Here is an 18,725-nt window from a genome sequence, read left to right as displayed (position 1 = left end):
GCTCAAAGGTGATATCACCACCAATGAGCTTGTCGTTATGATACAAAGGTAAGATTAAGGCGTAACGCGAATACCGAATTCAACTGCCGCCGCAAAGTTATTGTCGTTCTTCTCACGAAGCGCCACAAATTTGATATAGCGACCATTAGTTGCATCAAATGCGGCGATTTCCGTTGCACCAGTGCCTTGCCAAGTACCGGTTGCAACCGCACTGCCCCAATCTGAGTTAGAATTACTGACATAGACTTCATACTCAACGATAGTACCGTTACCACCACCGGCGCGAGGTGTATATTCAAACTGCACCACATCTTTCGCTTCACCTAAGTCGATGACCACTTCATGTGGGAATCCAGGAATACCATTCCAAGGTGTATGCCAATGATTAGCATCAAATTTACCATCAAACGCGTAAGACAATTCATTACCAGGTTGTGCACCCGAGCTGGTTGAATAACTTAAGGTACTGTTATCAACCTTGGTTGTCATATTAACACCCACATTAAATTCTGACGCTGCCGCCCATGCACCATCACCACGCTCAGCTAGTGCAACAAATTTAACAAAACGTCCTGGTTTATCAGCAAAGGTGACGGTTTTCACATCAGCACTGTCTTCCCATGTGCCTTTAGCTACGGCTTCACCTAAGTTGTCAGCACTGTCACCGACATAGATTTCGTACTCCACTATCGTACCGTTACCACCACCTGTACGTGGTGTGTAATCAAAACGGTTAACGTCGTAATTATCACCTAAGTCGATTAATACTTCATGAGGATAAGCAGGTACACCACTCCAAGGCGTATGCCAGTGTCCCGCATCACCCGTTATTCCATCAAAGGCGAACGATAATTCATTACCTGATTGAGCCCCTGATGGTGAAGAATAAGTCAAGCCAGCATTATCCAATAAAGTGGTATTTACAGGAATATTGACGTGGTTACCATCACCAGAATCTCCGCCACCAAAACATACACCACTGTTAGCTGTTTCTGTGCCTGCGCCGCTATCAGTTTCAGCGTTTGGATCGGAACCATCGTCAAAACCAAATTTGATTTCAGCAGCAGAAGCCCAATCATTACCACCACGCTCTTCGGTAGCAACAAACTTAATAAAACGGCCAGTGAACGCTTGTTCAAACCACTCTACTTTTTCATCCGTGCTGTCTTCCCAAGTACCCACAATTTGCGGTTGGGCTGGGTAGTTATCTGGATCGTCAGAAATGTATAACTCATAACCCACAATGGTACCATTCACACCACCGTCTTGACGCGGTAAGTAACGAATACGATTGACATCATAAGTATCGCCTAAATCAATGGTCACGGTATGTGGGTAAGTGGGCGCGCCATCTCCCCAATTGGTATGCCAAATAGTAGCTTCATTACCGTCAAAGGCATTACCCAAACTATTACCGGATGCCGCTTCGGACTCTGAATTTACAATATAATTTGAGCCACTGATCCAGCCAGGTTCACCATCTTGGGTGGTAGATAAGGTTAAACAAGAGACATCGGTTCTTGCCGTTACTAATACGTAATAAGGGGTTGCTTCTCTAACGCGAACCGGCAAGCGACATGATTCAGTGCTACCACCAGCAAAACCGATACAATCATAATCCGTGGTGGTCGGCATGCTATCTTTCATTACATAGATATCAGCATCACCTTCATCACCGGCTAATTTTACCGTCATTGACTTAGACGCATCCAAGCCCATCACTTTGAATAATTGTGATTCACCTGCAGCGATAGCTTCAATTACCGTTGACTCATTACGTTCAAGTAACTGAGCTTCAGTCGCAATTGCGATGCTGTCATCAGTAGCCACTTGACCACCATTTGCGGTGGCTTTAAATGTACTTGTTTTACCAAAAATGTTTTCTATTTGTAGTTCAATTTCAGCATCACCATCAATCGCAGCAAATGTTGCACTGCGTGCTTGCGGATCTGTACCTTGTGCAACAGTTTTACCATCAACTAATACACGATAACCGAGCTGAGGCACTTCAGTAGCAGCTAACTGCCATTCAATGCCAGTGGTTGTGATTGAGGAAAGTGAAGCGGCAGTTGGTGCATCCGATGGCGCAACAAGTACGTATGGGCGACCTAACTCGCCTTGAGGATCAAAGGCATCTTCTCCTTCCTCAGGTCCGGCACTACCACCTGTAGTCATACGGTAATAATCGGCATTTGAAGCGATATCAAAGTTATTGTTATATAACTCAGTCGCTTCCTCCTGAACCACAGAGTAATTAGCTTTAGTGAACGCTTTCCAAGCACCATCCATATCACGCTTACGACCATTATTAAATAGTGCCGTACGAGTGTTATTACCTGTCCCTAACCAGTCCTCAACAAATGAACCTGTTTCTGTACCAAAGACAATCCATGGCATGGGGAAATCCATGGTCACTAAGTGCGTCCATATACCTGTTTTTTTATCTTGTGACCAGAATGCAAAGTGTGTATGTCCATCATCACGGGTGTGCCACACGCGTGTTGCTAAGGTGTACCACTGATCTGGTTGCCAACCTAACTGAAAGTTCCATGATTTAAGGCCTGTGCCTTCACCGCCAAACAATTCAACGTCAGTGCCTTCACCTTGATATTCAGCAACAATCGGTTCACCATTGGACGGATCCCAGATTGAAAAGATAAAATTACGTCCATCAGGATGGTCTTGTATCCCCGCATAACCACCACCGTCTAAACCGCTATTCCAATTTAACACCGAATAATAAGTGTACGGCGTAAGACCATTTGATGGAATATACACATCTTGCATGATGATATCGCCATTGAAATTATCACCAAAGCGTAGCCAGGTTGATGCCGCTCTGTCGGTTTCACCTGGGGCTATCACCACAGGGGGAGGTACTGGAACCTCTGCTTTTTTGTCATCAGATGAGCCACCACAACCGGCTGTGGTAGCTAATATGATCGCTGTTGATAATAAAGATAATTTATTTTTTATGTTCATAATGTTTTCCACTCTAATTCTTTTATTTGCAGCAAGCCGGCGAATGTTTAGCCTCACTAGCTTGCTAACGTTTTTATCTGTTATTTGGAAATTAGAACCGATAGTTAACGCCGAAATTAATTAATCGACCTGCACGGTATAGGTAGTTAAGCTGTTCCTCATTTTCGATATAGGCATAACCACGTTCATCGGTCAGGTTGGTTGCAGAAACATTAACGTTAAACTGTTCGTTAATATCGTAACTAGCACTGAAATCTAACTGACCATAATCGGCCTGCCATCTCACACCGCCCCAAGCTTCTTCGTTTGTTAGGTACTTATCGCGCCAGTTATACGCTAAACGCGCCTGAATTTTATCTTTCTCGTAATAAACAACCGCGTTATATGAATGCTTTGACATTCCTCTAAATGGTAAATCACGTTCACGGAAGTCAAACTCGTCATGATCTTCATTCACTTGGTCATAACCAGAATCGACAACGGTATAGTTTAATTGGATCCCTAAACCGTCAAACGGCGCAGGTAAAATATCGGAGAAAGACTGCTGATAAGCGATCTCAACCCCTTTAATTTCACCACCGGCATCACTGTTAATATGTGACTGTACGGTAAACTCTTCACCATCAATATCGATAGCTCCATTTCTGCCGTAAGTAGAAAAAGTTTCAATATCTTTGACATAAAATGCAGTGGTTAACGCACCGTAGTCAGAAAAATACCACTCAAGCGCAAGATCGCCTTGTGTCGCTCTTAGCGGCTCTAAACCTGGGTTAGACGCATGGTATTCACGATCATTAATATTGATATAACTCCACGCTTTAAGGTTACCTATACTTGGGCGGGTAATAACCTTAGATGCAGCAGCACGAAACACTAACTCATCCGTTAGGTTTAACTTAAAGTTAAAGCTTGGCAATACATCTTGATAAGAGTCTTCAAACTCAACCACTTCTTGATATTCTTCAACATCTTTTAAAAACTTAATCAATTCAGGGTTGTCATTGTCAGCGGCAACAAACTTAACCAATTCAGGATTTAAAGAAAAACCTTCGCTGGTTACTTTAGTGTCAATAGCACGCACACCTAAGTTCAATACATAAGGCATATTGTTAATTTCATTTTCGATATTAACCGCTATATATACCGCACTGGTTTGCTCTGATACATCGTAAGAGTCTTTCGGACGAGCTGTTGCTTTGATCAGCTGATTAGCAGCTTCTGGACTAATGGTTTGATAAAAAGCAAATAACTTGTCGTAGTCAAAACGTGGCCATGGGTTTGGATGAACCCCAGCTTCCCCGCTCATGAAATTATCAAAATTGCCTTCAATCACCGCATCACTCGGTAGACGGAATAAATCGAAACCATTGATGTCCTGAGCAGAAGAAAAATCAATATCCCAATCATCATACTCTGTCGAGTCTAATTGTGAGCCGGCATTAGAAAATGCACTCGGGTTTTTCGAGCTATTAGCTACTGTTGTTTTTGTTTGCTTACCAAGGTTGATACCAAAATCAACCGATGAAATCCAACTCACACTTGGCGTCCATTTGCCATCTAAGCGAAACTCACTGACTTTATCTTTAATACCAGTACCATAGTTGTAACTATAGTGAGCACCAAATGGTGAATTCGCATCTAAGTTAGGCGTCAAAGTGACATCAGGCAGCAAGTTACTGGTTGACGCATCAATAGTTACTTCTTCGACAAAGCCACGCGCCACAATATAGCGATTATGGCCATTGTTTCTATTTTCAGATTCCGAGTGAGAAAGGTCGAAACTTAATGATAAATCACTGCTGACATACCACTTAGTATTTAAACCTAACTGATAGGTTTCCGTGATCCTAGGACGAGAAACATTTAACAGTTCAGCCATGGCACCACTGTTAAACATGGTCATTTTGTTCACTAAACCATTTTCGTCAAAGCCAACATCTTTGACCCCTGGAATGCCCGGCGTCCAACTTTCATCGTAAGTGACAAACGAAATTTGTGACTCGGTACCATTGGTTTCATACGAGGAGTAAAGGCTATCAAAATTTACTTCCAGATCATCATTTGGTAGCCATTGCAAAGCTAAACTACCGCCAATACGTTCACGGGTATCTTGCTTATTACCATAGCGAACATAACCGGGAATAATAGAGCCCCATTCATTATCAACGTATTGATCAAACTCGCCATTGCCATCAACATCTTGGCGAATGGTCAAATCAGGCTCCGTTAGCGCATTATAAAAGCCTTGTCCTTCGTAGCTATCGATACGTAATGTTCTTTCAGAATAGACCCCAGTAAACAACGCACCAAACTTGCCATCATCAAACACATTACTCACTAAAAATGAAGCTTGAGGTGTAGTATCTTTAGTTCTGTCTTCATAGATGCCTTTGGCAGAAGCTGATAAGGTAAAGCCATCAAAATCAAGCGGACGTCTGGTGTTAATATTAATCACCGAGCCAATACCGCCTTCTTGAGTTTGTGATACCGAAGATTTATACACTTCAACACCACCTAATAATTCTGCGGCAATGAGGTCATAGTTAAAATCACGGCTGTTATGTTCCGATGCCATACGACGACCATTAATAGTGGTCACATTGTAATCACCGCCTAAGCCACGAACAGTGACATTTTGACCTTCACCCGCATTACGGGTAATAGTAATACCGGTAATACGTTGTAATGCTTCCGCTACGTTTTGATCAGGAAACTTACCAATGTCTTCTGCTACAATGGCATCAACAACCTGAATTGAATTTTGTTTAATAAACAGCGACTCTTTGATACTGCTTTTCATGCCGCGAATTTCAATCACTTCAGTTTCGCTATCTGCTTCACTATCAGCTTTTTCTTTCGCAGCTTTAACTTCAGTTTCCTTTTCTTTAACTGCTTCTTGAGCGACAGAGTAAACACTACTGACGCTTAAAATGGAGCCAATAAGTAAACTCAGGTATTTTTTCTGGTAATTTGCCATGCTTTACCCTCTCTCATCTTTCATGTTTGGTTTTAGTTATTATCTATTTTTATCGTTATAGACTTATATTTATACCTTATGAAACCAACAAATCAACATTCAAAAGAAACAAAAACTTTCGAAAACAAACACCACAAAACAAATACAGCCTAAAAAATAACAACATTCCCCTTTAATTACATACAGATAACTAATTCGAAAGCTTTTAAAGCATTTTACAAGGTTGAAAGATTTTGAAAGCAAGTTATGATTAAAATATTAGAATGGCGAAAGGAATACTATGAACACCGTAGAAAGGCGGCACGATATTGTGCAGCTCACACTTAAGCAAGGGAAAGTATCAGTTAACGATTTAGCTGGTAACTACCAAGTGTCAGAAGTTACCATCCGTGGCGACTTAAATTACCTTAACAGTAAGAACCTGGTGATCAGAACCCGTGGTGGTGCGATGGCACGTAAAACCGTGTCAAAAGAGTTATCCATTGTTGAAAAACATTGTGCACGAATTGACATCAAACGAAAGCTCGCAGTATTAGCCAGTCAGCAAATTAATGAAGGTGATGCCATCATCTTAGACTCAGGTTCAACCATTGCTGAACTTGCCAATTGCTTACACAGCTTTGACCGCTTGGTAGTAATGACTAACGGCTTAAACGTTGCTCAAAACTTGATTAATGCCCCCGGTGTAGAGGTATTAATGACAGGTGGTGTACTTCGAAAAACCTCACTGTCATTTTATGGTCGTCAGGCAGAAGACAGCCTAGAGCGCTACCATTTTGACAAAGCATTTTTAGGGGTAGATGGTATCGACTTTAATTCCGGCATTACCACCCACTTTGAATATGAAGCCATGATGAATCGCTTAATGCGGCGCGTGGCTAAAGAAGTGATCACGGTTACAGACTCATCAAAATTTAACCGCTCAGGGGTGCACAAAATTTGTGGCTTGGCGGAAATAGACGTATTGATCACCGACTCAGGGATCCCAGATGCCTTTGCCCAAACGCTAGAGAGAAACGGCGTCACCTTAATTGTCCAGCCATAACAACAATGAAATATCACTGACAATTGGCATGGTTTCATTACTCATCGTTTTACTCTGGAAATCAGCTTAGGCTTTTGCACCATAAATTTACATTGCTTGCTCCGTATACATACCGCTTAATTAGAGCGTATTGCTTGTTGCTAAATAAATTAACTTCAACACGCTCTAATAAGTGAGTAAGATCTACTGCGGATTTACCGCTGAAATATCAACCGGAGGCTGAGGTAATGCCATATCAGCTACTTTTTGATAACTTGCTTCACTGACATCTACGCCCCACTTTTTAAAGTGCGCCGTTAAGTCGTAACCGGTAATATCACTTAATAACTCAAAAGTAGTGCTAAAGCTTGCCTGATCACTTTGGCAAATAGGTGCTTGCTGCTCAGGCGACATTTCACGAAAACGTCTGTTTAATTGCCTAAACATATCCCAACCAATATCAGGTAACGAATGCTTGATTTGCATTAAGAACACTAACTTATCCCAAACATCTGCGTCAGTTGAGAATGAAAAGTTATCGTTTAATTTATTAATGGCAAGGCTATAACGATTCTCCCGTTGAATTCTTGAGCCTTTATTCAGCTTGTCCTGCACATATAATGAATATAAATTAACCGTAGATTCAGTACCAAACGGGCTGCTCCATAAGCAAAATTGTTGGTAATTATGCCCGGTTTCATGCCAGTTGCCCCAGCCATTGTTTTGTGCGGTGTCTAAAGAATATAGTTTCCAGCCAGGGCTGGTCATAATAGGGAATCCAGCATGGGCAAAACCTGCCGTTATTTGAACATCAGAAACAAAACGCTCTTTTAATGTTGGCATTTTATGCACACCACTAGCCTCTTGTTCAAATCCGGCCAAATCACGGATCAGCTCAACGGTTTGGTCAAATGTTGTCAGTAACTGCTCGGGATCGGTTACTTTAGCTAACTCCTCTTTAGACATATCAAGGAATACATGCTCACCTTCTAATACCCCCCAAGCGGCACTTTTTTCTAGCATTGCCGGCCATTCATTATAAGAATCTCGACCAAGTTTAAAATGGGCGGTTTCGACAACATTATTAATATTGACCGTAATCTCAGCATCTTCTGAATGCGCAGAGGCAATAACCACCTGACCACCGTATTGGCTTCTTAGTTTATTACTGCCTTTATGTAATCTCACTTTGGTCGAAACACTTGGAAAACGTTTAATTTTATCAGTAGCAACAACATTACCTGAGTTTTGTGATAAGACGTCAGTATGTACGTTGATAATGGCATATAACTGTTCAACCTCTTGCTCTGAAAGCACTTCAATCTCAATGATCTCACCGGCAGCAGCATAAGTCCCCGTGCTGATCCAATGTTGTCGATTCATAGTATCTGAAGAAGTGTCTTCATAAAAATAGCGATTAAAGGTGACAGATTTACTAATTCGCGGCGCAGACTCATCAACATTACCAGGAAATGCACTAACATCCCGAGGAAATGGTAATGGCTGATCAATGGGCGTTCTGCGATTAATGATATCCATGGTTTGCTCCATGGAATAAGCATTATTATCGGCACGAGACAATGGAAAATGACTGACATAGTTTTCATCAATGTCAGCAGTTGCAATAGAAGGTACAAACCATTGTTGATTAACGCCACCATGTGTTGCATACACAATCAGCGACATTTCACTCATATTAACATCAAACGAATAGCCTCCTTGCGCAAAAATATTATCTTCAAATGTCCATTGTTGATTCGCCTTTTCTTCACAAGTGTTGAGAATCAGTGAATTGTCGACATTTTCAACACATTTATCTAGCGATACATTTTTCAACCATTGCTTGGCTTCATCATAACTCCACAACTGGTTAGCATTAGTATTTTGGCAATCAGCCAAGATCACTGAGCTATTATCTGCTGCTACTCCAATACAAAGATTAGGGTTAGCCGCGGTGACGATAAACTGCTGCTCAAATGCATTGGTCTGTGTCTGTGGCGTTTCAGTTGTAGTAGGGGTTTCTGGCGTTGTAGGCGTTTCTGGTGTCGCTGCCGCACTCTCTTTATCGCTACCTCCGCCACTGCCACAACCAATTAATAAGCCTCCGACGACTCCTGTTAGCAGCACAAGTACTGTTGTTATCTTGTTAGTTTTTATTCTCATTGTATTTACCATAATTGTTGAAATATTGTTAACAGACAATTAATAACAAAAAGAAACACTAAAAACAACACTTATGAAAGATTACGAAAGAAAATTAAACTTTCACTTTTCATCAATAAAATATTAATAAGTAATAACAACTTGATTTTATACCAGCAACGAGCACTTATTCAGCACAATGAAAAGAGCAGATAGTTGAGATAAATTGCATGAAAGGCAGGGACACTCAAACAAGTCTGTGGCTAGAGCCACAGTAAACCTTCACCATTAAACACTTAATAATAAAGCACTATGCCATTCGCTAACATATGGATAAACGTTGTACTAGCCAGTGCTGCATCCTGATTAATTGTTGAATATTGCCGATGATAATTAAAAGAAAAGACCAGCCCTCCTAAAGAGGTAAGAAAAAACGTATAGAGACTACTTTCTGCGATATTCCACATATGTGCAGAACTAAAGAGCAACGCACTTAGCACTATGTAAAATTTAGGGGGGATTTTGAACTTATTAATCAACCAATAAGTAAAGTGAAAATACAGTAAGGTTTCTATCACAGGAGAAGTAATTAAGGCTTTTAACAACTGAGCCAAAGCGTAGTTACTATTGTCATTTACGGTAAAAATTAATGAATAGTTAAGTACCGCACTTTGTGTCATATTGTGATAAAAGATAAAGCCAATAGAGCAAGTTACCTTTATCAGTACCAGCATAAAGGTACATACTACGATATCTCTATATACTGGCGATAGACATTTCATTTTTTCTTTAAAGCCTAGCTCCTTGCTTACAGTCATTTAAAATCCTTTTAAATTAACAAAAAAGGCTTCTTAATGAAGCCTTTCGATATTTTTGCTGTTAATACTCATTATGAGACGATGCCTAGTGGCTTACCCGTCTGCCACGCGCCACGGGTAAAATCAGGGATTGTTTTACTATTACTACGATCGGCGACCGATTCCATACTGAGAGGGAAAATAGACGACCAAGCGGCAGCATCATAAACGTCCTGATCTAACGGTTGCCCCGTTCGCAAACAGGTAATAATTCGATGCGTCATAATGAAATCCATACCGCCATGACCAGCACCTTTAGCCGCATTCCCTAAGCGCTTCCATAATGGGTGTTCAAAGGCCTGATACCATTTTTCCATATCCATATCCCATGAATGATAATTTTGATGATGAGGCTTATAGCCCTGCTTACCATTCGCTTCCCACTGAGCTAATGCTTCTTTATGCGCTTTATCATAAACTGCTTTAATTTTCTCAGGAACATTCTCTAATGCAATGCGATTAGGAAAACCAGCAAAGGCGCCGTTAGTGCCTTGAATGAGATTATGACGACTGTAAGGACGAGGTGTTGTGGTGTCATGCTGTACCATAATACTGCGCCCTTTTACCGTTTTAATAATACTGGTATTCATATCACCGGCAATATACTTTAACTGGTTACGTGGATGATCAGCAGGAAACTCACGCTGAGCGTATTGTTGACGCCCCATCGCAGGTGAACTCATTGAAGTAATATAATCAAAGCGATCGCCACGATTAATATTCATATACTGTGCAACCGGTCCTAAACCGTGGGTTGGGTACAAATTACCATTGTGCATGGCATGGCGTTGCGTGCGCCATGAACCCGTTTTACGATCAATTTCTTTCATTTGCCAGCGCAGCTCATGGATATATGCCGCTTCACCATGTAATAAGTCACCAAACAAGCCTTGGCGCACCATATTCAGTGACATTAACTCATCGCGACCGTAGTTGACATTTTCCATCATCATACAATGCTTCTGCGTACGCTCAGCGGTATTAACCAACTGCCAACATTCTTCAATTGATATGGCGGCCGGCACTTCGATAAATGCATGTTTACCACTTTCCATCACTTCAACTGCCATAGGCGTATGCCATTTCCAAGGCGTTGAAATGATCACGATATCAATATCTTGTCGATTAAGCATATCTCGGTACGCAAAATCAGATCCTGTGTACCTAGCGGGCGCAGATGCTCCTTGTTTCACTACATAAGCAATCGACTCATCTAAAGATTGCGCATCTGTATCACAAATAGCAGTAACTCTGACGCCTTCCATCTTTAAAAAATTCTTTACGTGATAGCCACCACCACGGACACCAACACCAATAAAGCCAACACGCACTTCATCTAGTTTAGGAGTAACCAACCCCATCACGCTGGCACCTTGCGCTTTTAATATTGGAGAACCATTTTGTTGGCTAGTATTAGCACAACCTGCCACTATCCCCGCAGCTGCACCAATAGCGGCTGATTTTAAAAATTTCCGACGACCTAAATCAGACATTTGTATACCTTTATTTTTATATGAAACTTTAACCTTACGTTATTTATATCCAACCCAAACCAAAAACGCAATCAAAACCTTCAAAAGTTTTCGTATTTATTTATTCTAAATTGATAAACACAATTAAAACAAAAACAACAAAAACAAAAACTCATTAAAAAACAACACAATACAAGCAAAACCAATGATTACAAATGGATTTAAAAGCAAATAATTGCGAAAGAATATGAAAGCTGATACCATCCGCTATATTATATTTTAAAACTGACAATAGGATCAGCTGTGACTAACATTGCAGACATTATCAATGACAATCGTAACGGTTTGAAAAAAGGCGTATACTCTGTTTGCTGCGCTCAACCATTAATCATAGAAGCTGCTATTTCCCAGGCGATAAAAGACAATTCAACAGTACTTATCGAAGCAACAGCCAATCAAGTAAATCAATTTGGTGGCTATACTTCAATGAAGCCGCTAGATTTTGTCCATTTTATTGAGCGTATCGCCAATAAACTCGATTTTCCTATGGATAAAATCACCTTAGGTGGCGATCATTTAGGCCCTGTTTGCTGGGTCAATGAGCCAGCAGAACAGGCGATGGATAAAGCAAAAGCATTAATCAAGGCTTATGTCGAAGCAGGATTTAAAAAAATCCACTTAGACACTAGTATGCCTTGCTCAGATGATGAATCAGACTTAGCCGATGAGATTATCGCGCAACGAGCTGCACAATTATGTGAAGTTGCTGAGCACACTGCCATAGCATGTTTTGGCAGCTCAGATATTGTTTATATTATCGGCACTGAAGTCCCTCCTCCGGGCGGCGCCACAGAAGAGATCACCGAACTTGAAGTAACGCCAACTTCAAGAGTGGAAAACACTCTGAACCTGCATTTAACAGCATTTAATGCGAAAGGTCTTGAAAGTGCATGGCAAAGAGTCATAGGTATTGTGGTACAACCCGGTGTTGAGTTTGACCATACCAGCATCATTGATTACGATTCAGCAAAAGCTCAGCAATTAAGTCAATATATTACATCAGTACCAAATATTGCTTATGAAGCGCATTCAACAGATTATCAATTACCGAGTGCTTATCAACGTTTAGTTGCTGATCACTTTGCCATTTTAAAAGTTGGCCCGCAATTAACTTATGCTATGCGTGAAGCTTTATTTGCATTAAGTCACATAGAACAAGCATGTATAAATGAAGATGAACGAGCAAATTTACCCGAAGTACTTGAAATAGAGATGAAAGAGAACCCTAGCTATTGGCAAAAGTTCTATCAAGTATCGCCCAATGATGCATTATTCTACCGTCGCTATAGCTACAGTGATCGCATTCGCTATTACTGGAATTGTGAAAAAGTTGAACAAGCAGTTGTCACCTTGTTAAACAACCTTTCAGATAACAAGATGCCACTACCGTTAATTAGTCAATATTTACCCGAACAATATCGAGCGATAAGGGCAGGCACATTAGTCAATTGTCCAAGAGCACTGATAATCGATAAAATTATGCAAGTTACAGAGGTCTATGCCGCTGCTTGCAATCAACAGCAGTAATAGCAGGTATTTTCCGTATGAATGAATATTTAACAATTGATGTCGCTAATTTAAAAGAAAAAAATGCCTACTGGACGGCTAAAGAAATCAGCCAGCAACCTAAAGTTTGGCGTGAAGCGCAAGCGAATGTAACGAAACACAAAGAGGCCATATCAGCCTTTTTATCCCCTATTCTCGCACGTAAAAACTTACGCATTATCCTCACGGGTGCAGGCACTTCTGCTTATGTTGGCGAGACAATCGCACCACATATTAGTCGTGAAACATCACTTCGCTGTGAAGCGATCAGTACCACTGAAATTGTTGGAGCGCCAGAGTATTATTTATCAGCCAATCACCCAACATTACTGATTTCCTTTGCGCGCTCAGGTAATAGTCCCGAAAGCTTAGCTGCGGTTGAGTTAGCCAATCAAATAGTCAACGATTGTTTCCACCTTGTGCTCACTTGCAATGAAAACGGCAAATTAGCGCAAGGCACCCAGAATAAGAACAACGCACTGAGTCTAATCATGCCTGAAGGCACTCTTGATGAAAGTTTTGCCATGACCAGTAGCTTTACCTCAATGCTAGTGTCTGCTTTATCGATATTTACCCCTTGTGTACAGCAACTTGAACATGCTTGCAGCGCAGCAGAAGGTATTCTTACCGAGCAACTAAACAGTATAAAAGCAAAAGCAGAAGCCGAAACAGATCGAATAGTTTTTTTAGGGGCTGGTCCATTACTTGGTATCGCACGTGAAGCAGCATTGAAATATTTAGAGCTTACCGCAGGGCAAGTTATCAGCTACTGTGAAAGTCCGTTAGGATTTCGCCACGGACCAAAGTCAATCGTTAACAACAAAACCGATATCATCTTATTTCAATCCAGTAACAGTTACACTCGACACTATAACCAAGACTTGAATAACGAAGTCATCAAAGACAACATTGCTGCATCCGTCACTTGCCTTGATGATATTATCTACCATGATACTAATAGCATCGCAGATGTATGGGCCGGATTACCAATCATTGTGTACTGTCAGGTGTTAGCATTTTATAAGTCCATCGCATTAAACTTAACACCTGATAATCCTTGCCCTACGGGAGAGGTAAACCGAGTTGTTCAAGGGGTGACCATCTACCCTTTTGACAAAAATCATGATTAAGTATTATCAACTAAAGTAAAACTGTTAGGAACTATTCATGGCACTTTACGGTGTAGATATCGGTGGAACTAAAATTGAAACGGCCATTTTTGATGGGCACTTTCATTTATTAAAACGTTGGCGTGTAACCACGCCAACAGATAACTACCAACTTTTTTTAGCCACCATAGAGCAACAAATAGCACGGGCCGACCGCATCAGTGGGCAACAGGGTACATTAGGTATAGGTATGCCTGGCTTAATCAATAGTCAGGGCAAAGTATTATCGGCAAATGTTCCCTGTGCCACGAATAAAGATATTGCACAAGATTTAAGTCGGTTATTAAAACGCCCAATTAGTATTAAAAATGATACTCGTTGTTTTGCCCTATCGGAGGCAACACTTGGCGCGGGAAAACACCACAAACGAGTATTTGGTGCGATACTGGGTACTGGTGCCGCAGGCGGTTTATGTGTCAATGGCCGACTAGAAAACACCCAACTCGGCATCGCTGGTGAATATGGTCATTTACCGTTATCAGCACAGCTTCAGCAGAAATACCAATTACCAATTTTTACTTGTGGTTGTGGCTTAGTAGGTTGCGCGGAAAGTTATATTGCAGGCCCAGGTATTGAACGCTTATATACCCATTTCACTGGACAAGCTGAAAATGCAAAAACTTGGCATGATAAACTAAAACAAAACGATGCGAATGCCAACAAAGTGTTCGCTTGTTATATCGATATTTTAGGTGAAACATTCGCGACATTAGTAAAATTACAAGAGCCAGACATGATTGTCTTAGGGGGCGGCTTATCTCAGATTGCCCCAATCGTGACCCAACTACCTAAGGCAATCAAAGCACACCTATTTGCTGGTTTCTCCGCGCCTCAAGTCGTTGCCGCGCAATTTGGAGACTCAAGTGGTGTTAGGGGTGCAGCTATTTTAGGGAGTCAATTACCGCATGAATAATCGTTATTACCTTAAATGCGCAAAAGTGATCACTGAGCAGGCAATTACCAGCGAACAATTCGTCCTAATTGAACAGGGAAAAATTACTGAAATCGCGCATACGCCCCAAAAGAATATTGCCATTTATGATATCGGTGACAACCTGTTAGCGCCCGGCATGATTGATCTCCACATTCATGGCAGGGAAGGTTGTGATGTGATGGACGCTAAACTAGAGTCCATAAATACCATTTCTCAATCATTAACTAAACACGGCGTAGTGGGCTTTCTCGCAACCACAGTAACCGCAAACTGGCAACAGACCCTAGCAGCATTTGAAGTCATAGGCCAAGCGAGTCACACTAAACTATCAGGCGCTCAGGTGCTAGGCGCCTATAATGAAGGATTATTTTTTACTGAAACCCACAAAGGGGCTCATAACGAGAAATTCTTTTTGCCACTGACAAAAGAGCGTGTCGATGCCATTGTCCACGCCAGCCAAGGTGCGTTAAAAGTCATGGCATTAGCGCCAGAGTTTAACGATTCAACTGAAATCATCGAGTATTTAGACTCCTTAGGCGTCAAGGTGATGCTAGGTCACACTAACGCTAACTATCAACAAACCGTCGATGCATTAGCCGCAGGCGCTTGTGGCGGGGTGCATATATTTAACGGCATGAGCGGCATTCATCACAGAGATCCGGGCTGTGCGGGCGCCGTACTTATGGACAAAAATGCCCTCGCGGAAGTTATTGCCGATGGTGTCCATTTACACCCCACCATCATGGCGTTGATCTATCGCTTGAAAGGGCCTGAAAAAATCGCGTTGATCAGTGATTGTATTAGTGCCGGTGGATTTAGTGATGGTACATACCGACTTGGCGAATTAGACGTTATCGTCGAACAAGGTATCGCACGCACTAAATCAGGCTCACTTGCAGGGAGTACACTTACGTTAGAGAAAAGTGTGAAAAACATGGTGAGTATGGTTGATATTCCCTTGATAGAAGCCATTCATATGGCGAGCCTTGTACCTGCGCAACACTTAGGTTTAGACAAAGAACTAGGCAGTATAGCATTAAACAAACGTGCGTCCTTTGCCATTTTATCAAACAATTTAACAGTACAAGCCACCATCATTGACGGTGAACTTGTCTACTCCCGCACAGGTTATCAAGCACTTAGTACACCGTTCACGGGGTAATACGCGATGAACAGCGTGATAAATAACACCTTTGATGCCATCGTAATTGGTAGTGGCATAACAGGAGGCTGGGCAGCAAAAGAACTTACCGAAAATGGCTTAAAAGTCTTAGTGCTTGAACGAGGTAGAATGGTCGAGCACATTAAGGATTACCCCACAGCACATCTTGAACAATGGGAGCTGCCCTTTCGAAATACTCCTAGTCAGCAAGAGCAGCTAACTCAATTTAAACAGGCACGTAGTGGCTTTGCCACTAATCAAGATATCAAACACTGGTTTGTTAATGATGTTACCCACCCTTACTCAGAAGAAAAACGATTTGATTGGTTGAGGGGGTATCATGTTGGTGGTCGCTCACTTACTTGGGGGAGGCAATGCCTAAGGCTCAGTGATATCGATTTCAACGCGAACCTCAATGACAATCACGGTGTCGATTGGCCTGTTCGCTATAAAGATATAGCCCCTTGGTACGATAAAGTAGAGCAGTTTATCGGCGTGATCGGTGAGCCTCTTAATCTTGAGCAGTTACCAGATGGCCAGTTTCTTCCACCGATGCCATTAAATTGTGTTGAAAAGGACTTTAAAAATGTCCTGCAACAACACTTTGATGACAGGCACCTGACTATCGGCAGAGTGGCTCACTTAACAGGCGATAAGCATTTTACTGGCCGCAGTAACTGCACTTATCGTAACCGCTGTATGCGAGGCTGTCCTACTGGCAGCTATTTTAGTAGTAACTCTTCAACACTTCCTGCAGCACAACGCACAGGAAATATGACATTACGGTCAGATGCTATCGTCAGCGAGATAATTTATGATGCACAAAGCCAACTGGCAACCGGCGTAAAAGTGATCGACGCTCACAGTCATCAACAACAAATTTTTTATGCCAATATTATCTTTTGCTGCGCGTCCACCATTGCAACAACAGCTTTATTGTTACAATCAACCTCAAAGCGCTTTCCAAATGGCTTAGGCAATGATAGCGGCCAACTTGGTCATAACCTGATGGATCACCACTTTCGCATCGGTGCCACAGCCACCGTTGAAAAATTTAATCACCTTGTTGATCAAGGTCGACGCCCCGTTGGTTTTCATATCCCCCGCTTTCGCAATGTGCCGTCAACAGCTCACCAACAAGAAGCGGTCAATTTTTTGCGAGGTTATGGCTATCAAGGCTATGCCACACGTTCTGATTGGCGTAGAGGGTTCAAGGAAATGTCCTTTGGTGCCGACATGAAAGATGCGTTGCTCACGCCTGGGCCATGGCGCGTCGCATTAATCGGCTTTGGCGAATGTTTACCTCAGTTTCATAATAAGCTGACACTTGATTATCATAAACGCGACCAATGGGGCTTACCTACAGTTTCATTTAACTGTCAATTCGGTAGCAATGAACAACGAATGCGGGAAGACATGAAAGCACAAGCCGTGAAGATGCTGCAATTAGCGGGGTACAGCAAGGTTACTCCTTATGATGACAACTCATTTCCTGGTCAGGCAATCCATGAAATGGGCACAGCCCGTATGGGCAAAGATCCAAAAACATCCGTGGTCAACCGCCATAATCAATTGCATAGCGTAGCGAATGTTTATGTCACCGATGGCGCTTTTATGGCCTCTTCTGGTTACCAAAACCCTTCGTTAACTTATATGGCATTCACCGCAAGGGCTGCCCATCACGCTGTTAAGGCATTTAAACAAGGAAAATATCAACATGGAACGTCGTGATGCCCTCAAAACGCTAGTCAAATCACTAGGATTAGCAATTAGCAGTCAGACATTACTTACTACCTTAACCGCATGCCAACAAACAGACAGTCAAAGCAAACAGCGCTTTTTTACCCATAAACAATGGCAGTTGCTCACCCAGTTAAGTGACGTTATTTTACCTAATACTCAGACCCCAGGAGCCATAGCGTTACAATTGCCGAGCTTTGTCGATGAGATGGTGTCGCATACCTTATTAGCAGAGCATCAAGTTAATTTTTTAACCGGCCTAGACTTATTACATAATGAGCTGTTATCAAATAACAGACACTATCAATCAAAGGACATTCAAGCATTATTATCCCGTTACTTTGATATCCCGCCAGCAAAACAACAACAGATGAGGCAGTTAACACAATTACCCAGCAAAGATATCGTAACAGCCGACAAAAATAACTATTATCGTTACTACTGCTTGCTCACCTTACGACAATTATTATTACTAGGTTATTATACCAACGAGGAGTTGATCCGTATCACTCAACCACAGCGGCGCTTTCCAATCCCCTATCAACCCGCCGAGTAATGCCAATTAACTAAATAACCTCAGCAGCATAACAAAAAAGGGAAGGTATACCTTCCCTTGTTACGTTTCACTTAAGTGATAACTCTTCATTAAACAGCGGCAGCT

The 18,725-nt window shown here is 41.8% G+C and carries 12 protein-coding genes; 7 read left to right on the top strand and 5 right to left on the bottom strand.

Annotation, left to right across the window (positions count from 1 at the left end):
- Positions 1 to 54: 54 nt before the first annotated feature.
- Positions 55 to 2,982 (bottom strand): discoidin domain-containing protein, encoded by a 2,928-nt coding sequence (locus tag IV514_RS03140; protein WP_206483440.1) that lies wholly within the window; start codon positions 2,980 to 2,982, stop codon positions 55 to 57.
- Positions 2,983 to 3,073: 91 nt separating this feature from the next.
- Positions 3,074 to 5,959 (bottom strand): TonB-dependent receptor, encoded by a 2,886-nt coding sequence (locus IV514_RS03135; RefSeq protein ID WP_206483439.1) that lies wholly within the window; start codon positions 5,957 to 5,959, stop codon positions 3,074 to 3,076.
- Positions 5,960 to 6,239: 280 nt separating this feature from the next.
- Between IV514_RS03135 and agaR the strand changes: the two genes are divergently transcribed.
- On the top strand, positions 6,240 to 7,004 hold the full coding sequence (gene agaR, locus IV514_RS03130; RefSeq protein WP_206483438.1) for a transcriptional repressor AgaR: 765 nt from the start codon (positions 6,240 to 6,242) through the stop codon (positions 7,002 to 7,004).
- A gap of 183 nt (positions 7,005 to 7,187) precedes the next feature.
- Here agaR and IV514_RS03125 read toward each other — a convergent pair whose 3' ends face one another.
- The 3 genes from IV514_RS03125 to IV514_RS03115 form a co-directional block, all read right to left on the bottom strand.
- The gene (locus tag IV514_RS03125) at positions 7,188 to 9,146 is read right to left on the bottom strand and encodes a M60 family metallopeptidase (RefSeq protein ID WP_206483437.1); all 1,959 of its coding nucleotides are present in this window, start codon (positions 9,144 to 9,146) and stop codon (positions 7,188 to 7,190) included.
- Between the two features lie 275 nt (positions 9,147 to 9,421).
- A complete protein-coding gene (locus IV514_RS03120; RefSeq protein ID WP_206483436.1) occupies positions 9,422 to 9,943 on the bottom strand; it encodes a CPBP family glutamic-type intramembrane protease in 522 nt (173 codons plus the stop codon).
- A gap of 71 nt (positions 9,944 to 10,014) precedes the next feature.
- A complete protein-coding gene (locus IV514_RS03115) occupies positions 10,015 to 11,475 on the bottom strand; it encodes a Gfo/Idh/MocA family oxidoreductase (RefSeq protein ID WP_206483435.1) in 1,461 nt (486 codons plus the stop codon).
- A gap of 282 nt (positions 11,476 to 11,757) precedes the next feature.
- Here IV514_RS03115 and IV514_RS03110 point away from each other — a divergent pair, with 282 nt between their 5' ends.
- The 6 genes from IV514_RS03110 to IV514_RS03085 are packed head-to-tail and all read left to right on the top strand — an operon-like array spanning position 11,758 to position 18,620.
- On the top strand, positions 11,758 to 13,041 hold the full coding sequence (locus tag IV514_RS03110; protein ID WP_206483434.1) for a D-tagatose-bisphosphate aldolase, class II, non-catalytic subunit: 1,284 nt from the start codon (positions 11,758 to 11,760) through the stop codon (positions 13,039 to 13,041).
- Positions 13,042 to 13,058: 17 nt separating this feature from the next.
- Positions 13,059 to 14,189, top strand: coding sequence for an SIS domain-containing protein (locus IV514_RS03105; protein ID WP_206483433.1), 1,131 nt, complete (start codon positions 13,059 to 13,061; stop codon positions 14,187 to 14,189).
- A gap of 37 nt (positions 14,190 to 14,226) precedes the next feature.
- Positions 14,227 to 15,141 carry an ROK family protein gene (locus IV514_RS03100; RefSeq protein ID WP_206483432.1) on the top strand — a complete coding sequence of 305 codons (915 nt, stop codon included), beginning with the start codon at positions 14,227 to 14,229 and terminating at the stop codon, positions 15,139 to 15,141.
- The gene (gene nagA, locus IV514_RS03095) at positions 15,134 to 16,324 is read left to right on the top strand and encodes an N-acetylglucosamine-6-phosphate deacetylase (protein ID WP_206483431.1); all 1,191 of its coding nucleotides are present in this window, start codon (positions 15,134 to 15,136) and stop codon (positions 16,322 to 16,324) included. Before IV514_RS03100 ends, nagA begins: the two co-directional genes overlap by 8 nt.
- Before the next feature lie 15 nt (positions 16,325 to 16,339).
- Entirely contained in the window at positions 16,340 to 18,055 is a 1,716-nt protein-coding gene (locus IV514_RS03090) for a GMC family oxidoreductase (RefSeq protein ID WP_206484006.1), read from the top strand.
- Complete coding sequence (locus IV514_RS03085) at positions 18,042 to 18,620, top strand: gluconate 2-dehydrogenase subunit 3 family protein (protein ID WP_206483430.1); 579 nt, start codon at positions 18,042 to 18,044, stop codon at positions 18,618 to 18,620. The genes IV514_RS03090 and IV514_RS03085 overlap by 14 nt, the downstream gene beginning before the upstream one ends.
- Positions 18,621 to 18,725 lie beyond the last annotated feature (105 nt).

Source organism: Thalassotalea sp. G2M2-11 (assembly GCF_017168195.1).
GTDB lineage: Bacteria > Pseudomonadota > Gammaproteobacteria > Enterobacterales > Alteromonadaceae > Thalassotalea_E.
The sequence above is the reverse complement of the archived record's forward strand: the minus strand, read 5'-3'. Positions and strand labels throughout refer to the sequence as shown.

Bases quoted from the DNA above. Each gene is read 5' to 3' on its own strand.
- IV514_RS03140 (WP_206483440.1), bottom strand. From the start codon at position 2,982: ATGAACATAAAAAATAAATTATCTTTATTATCAACAGCGATCATATTA.
- IV514_RS03135 (WP_206483439.1), bottom strand. From the start codon at position 5,959: ATGGCAAATTACCAGAAAAAATACCTGAGTTTACTTATTGGCTCCATT.
- agaR (WP_206483438.1), top strand. From the start codon at position 6,240: ATGAACACCGTAGAAAGGCGGCACGATATTGTGCAGCTCACACTTAAG.
- IV514_RS03125 (WP_206483437.1), bottom strand. From the start codon at position 9,146: ATGAGAATAAAAACTAACAAGATAACAACAGTACTTGTGCTGCTAACA.
- IV514_RS03120 (WP_206483436.1), bottom strand. From the start codon at position 9,943: ATGACTGTAAGCAAGGAGCTAGGCTTTAAAGAAAAAATGAAATGTCTA.
- IV514_RS03115 (WP_206483435.1), bottom strand. From the start codon at position 11,475: ATGTCTGATTTAGGTCGTCGGAAATTTTTAAAATCAGCCGCTATTGGT.
- IV514_RS03105 (WP_206483433.1), top strand. From the start codon at position 13,059: ATGAATGAATATTTAACAATTGATGTCGCTAATTTAAAAGAAAAAAAT.
- IV514_RS03100 (WP_206483432.1), top strand. From the start codon at position 14,227: ATGGCACTTTACGGTGTAGATATCGGTGGAACTAAAATTGAAACGGCC.
- nagA (WP_206483431.1), top strand. From the start codon at position 15,134: ATGAATAATCGTTATTACCTTAAATGCGCAAAAGTGATCACTGAGCAG.
- IV514_RS03085 (WP_206483430.1), top strand. From the start codon at position 18,042: ATGGAACGTCGTGATGCCCTCAAAACGCTAGTCAAATCACTAGGATTA.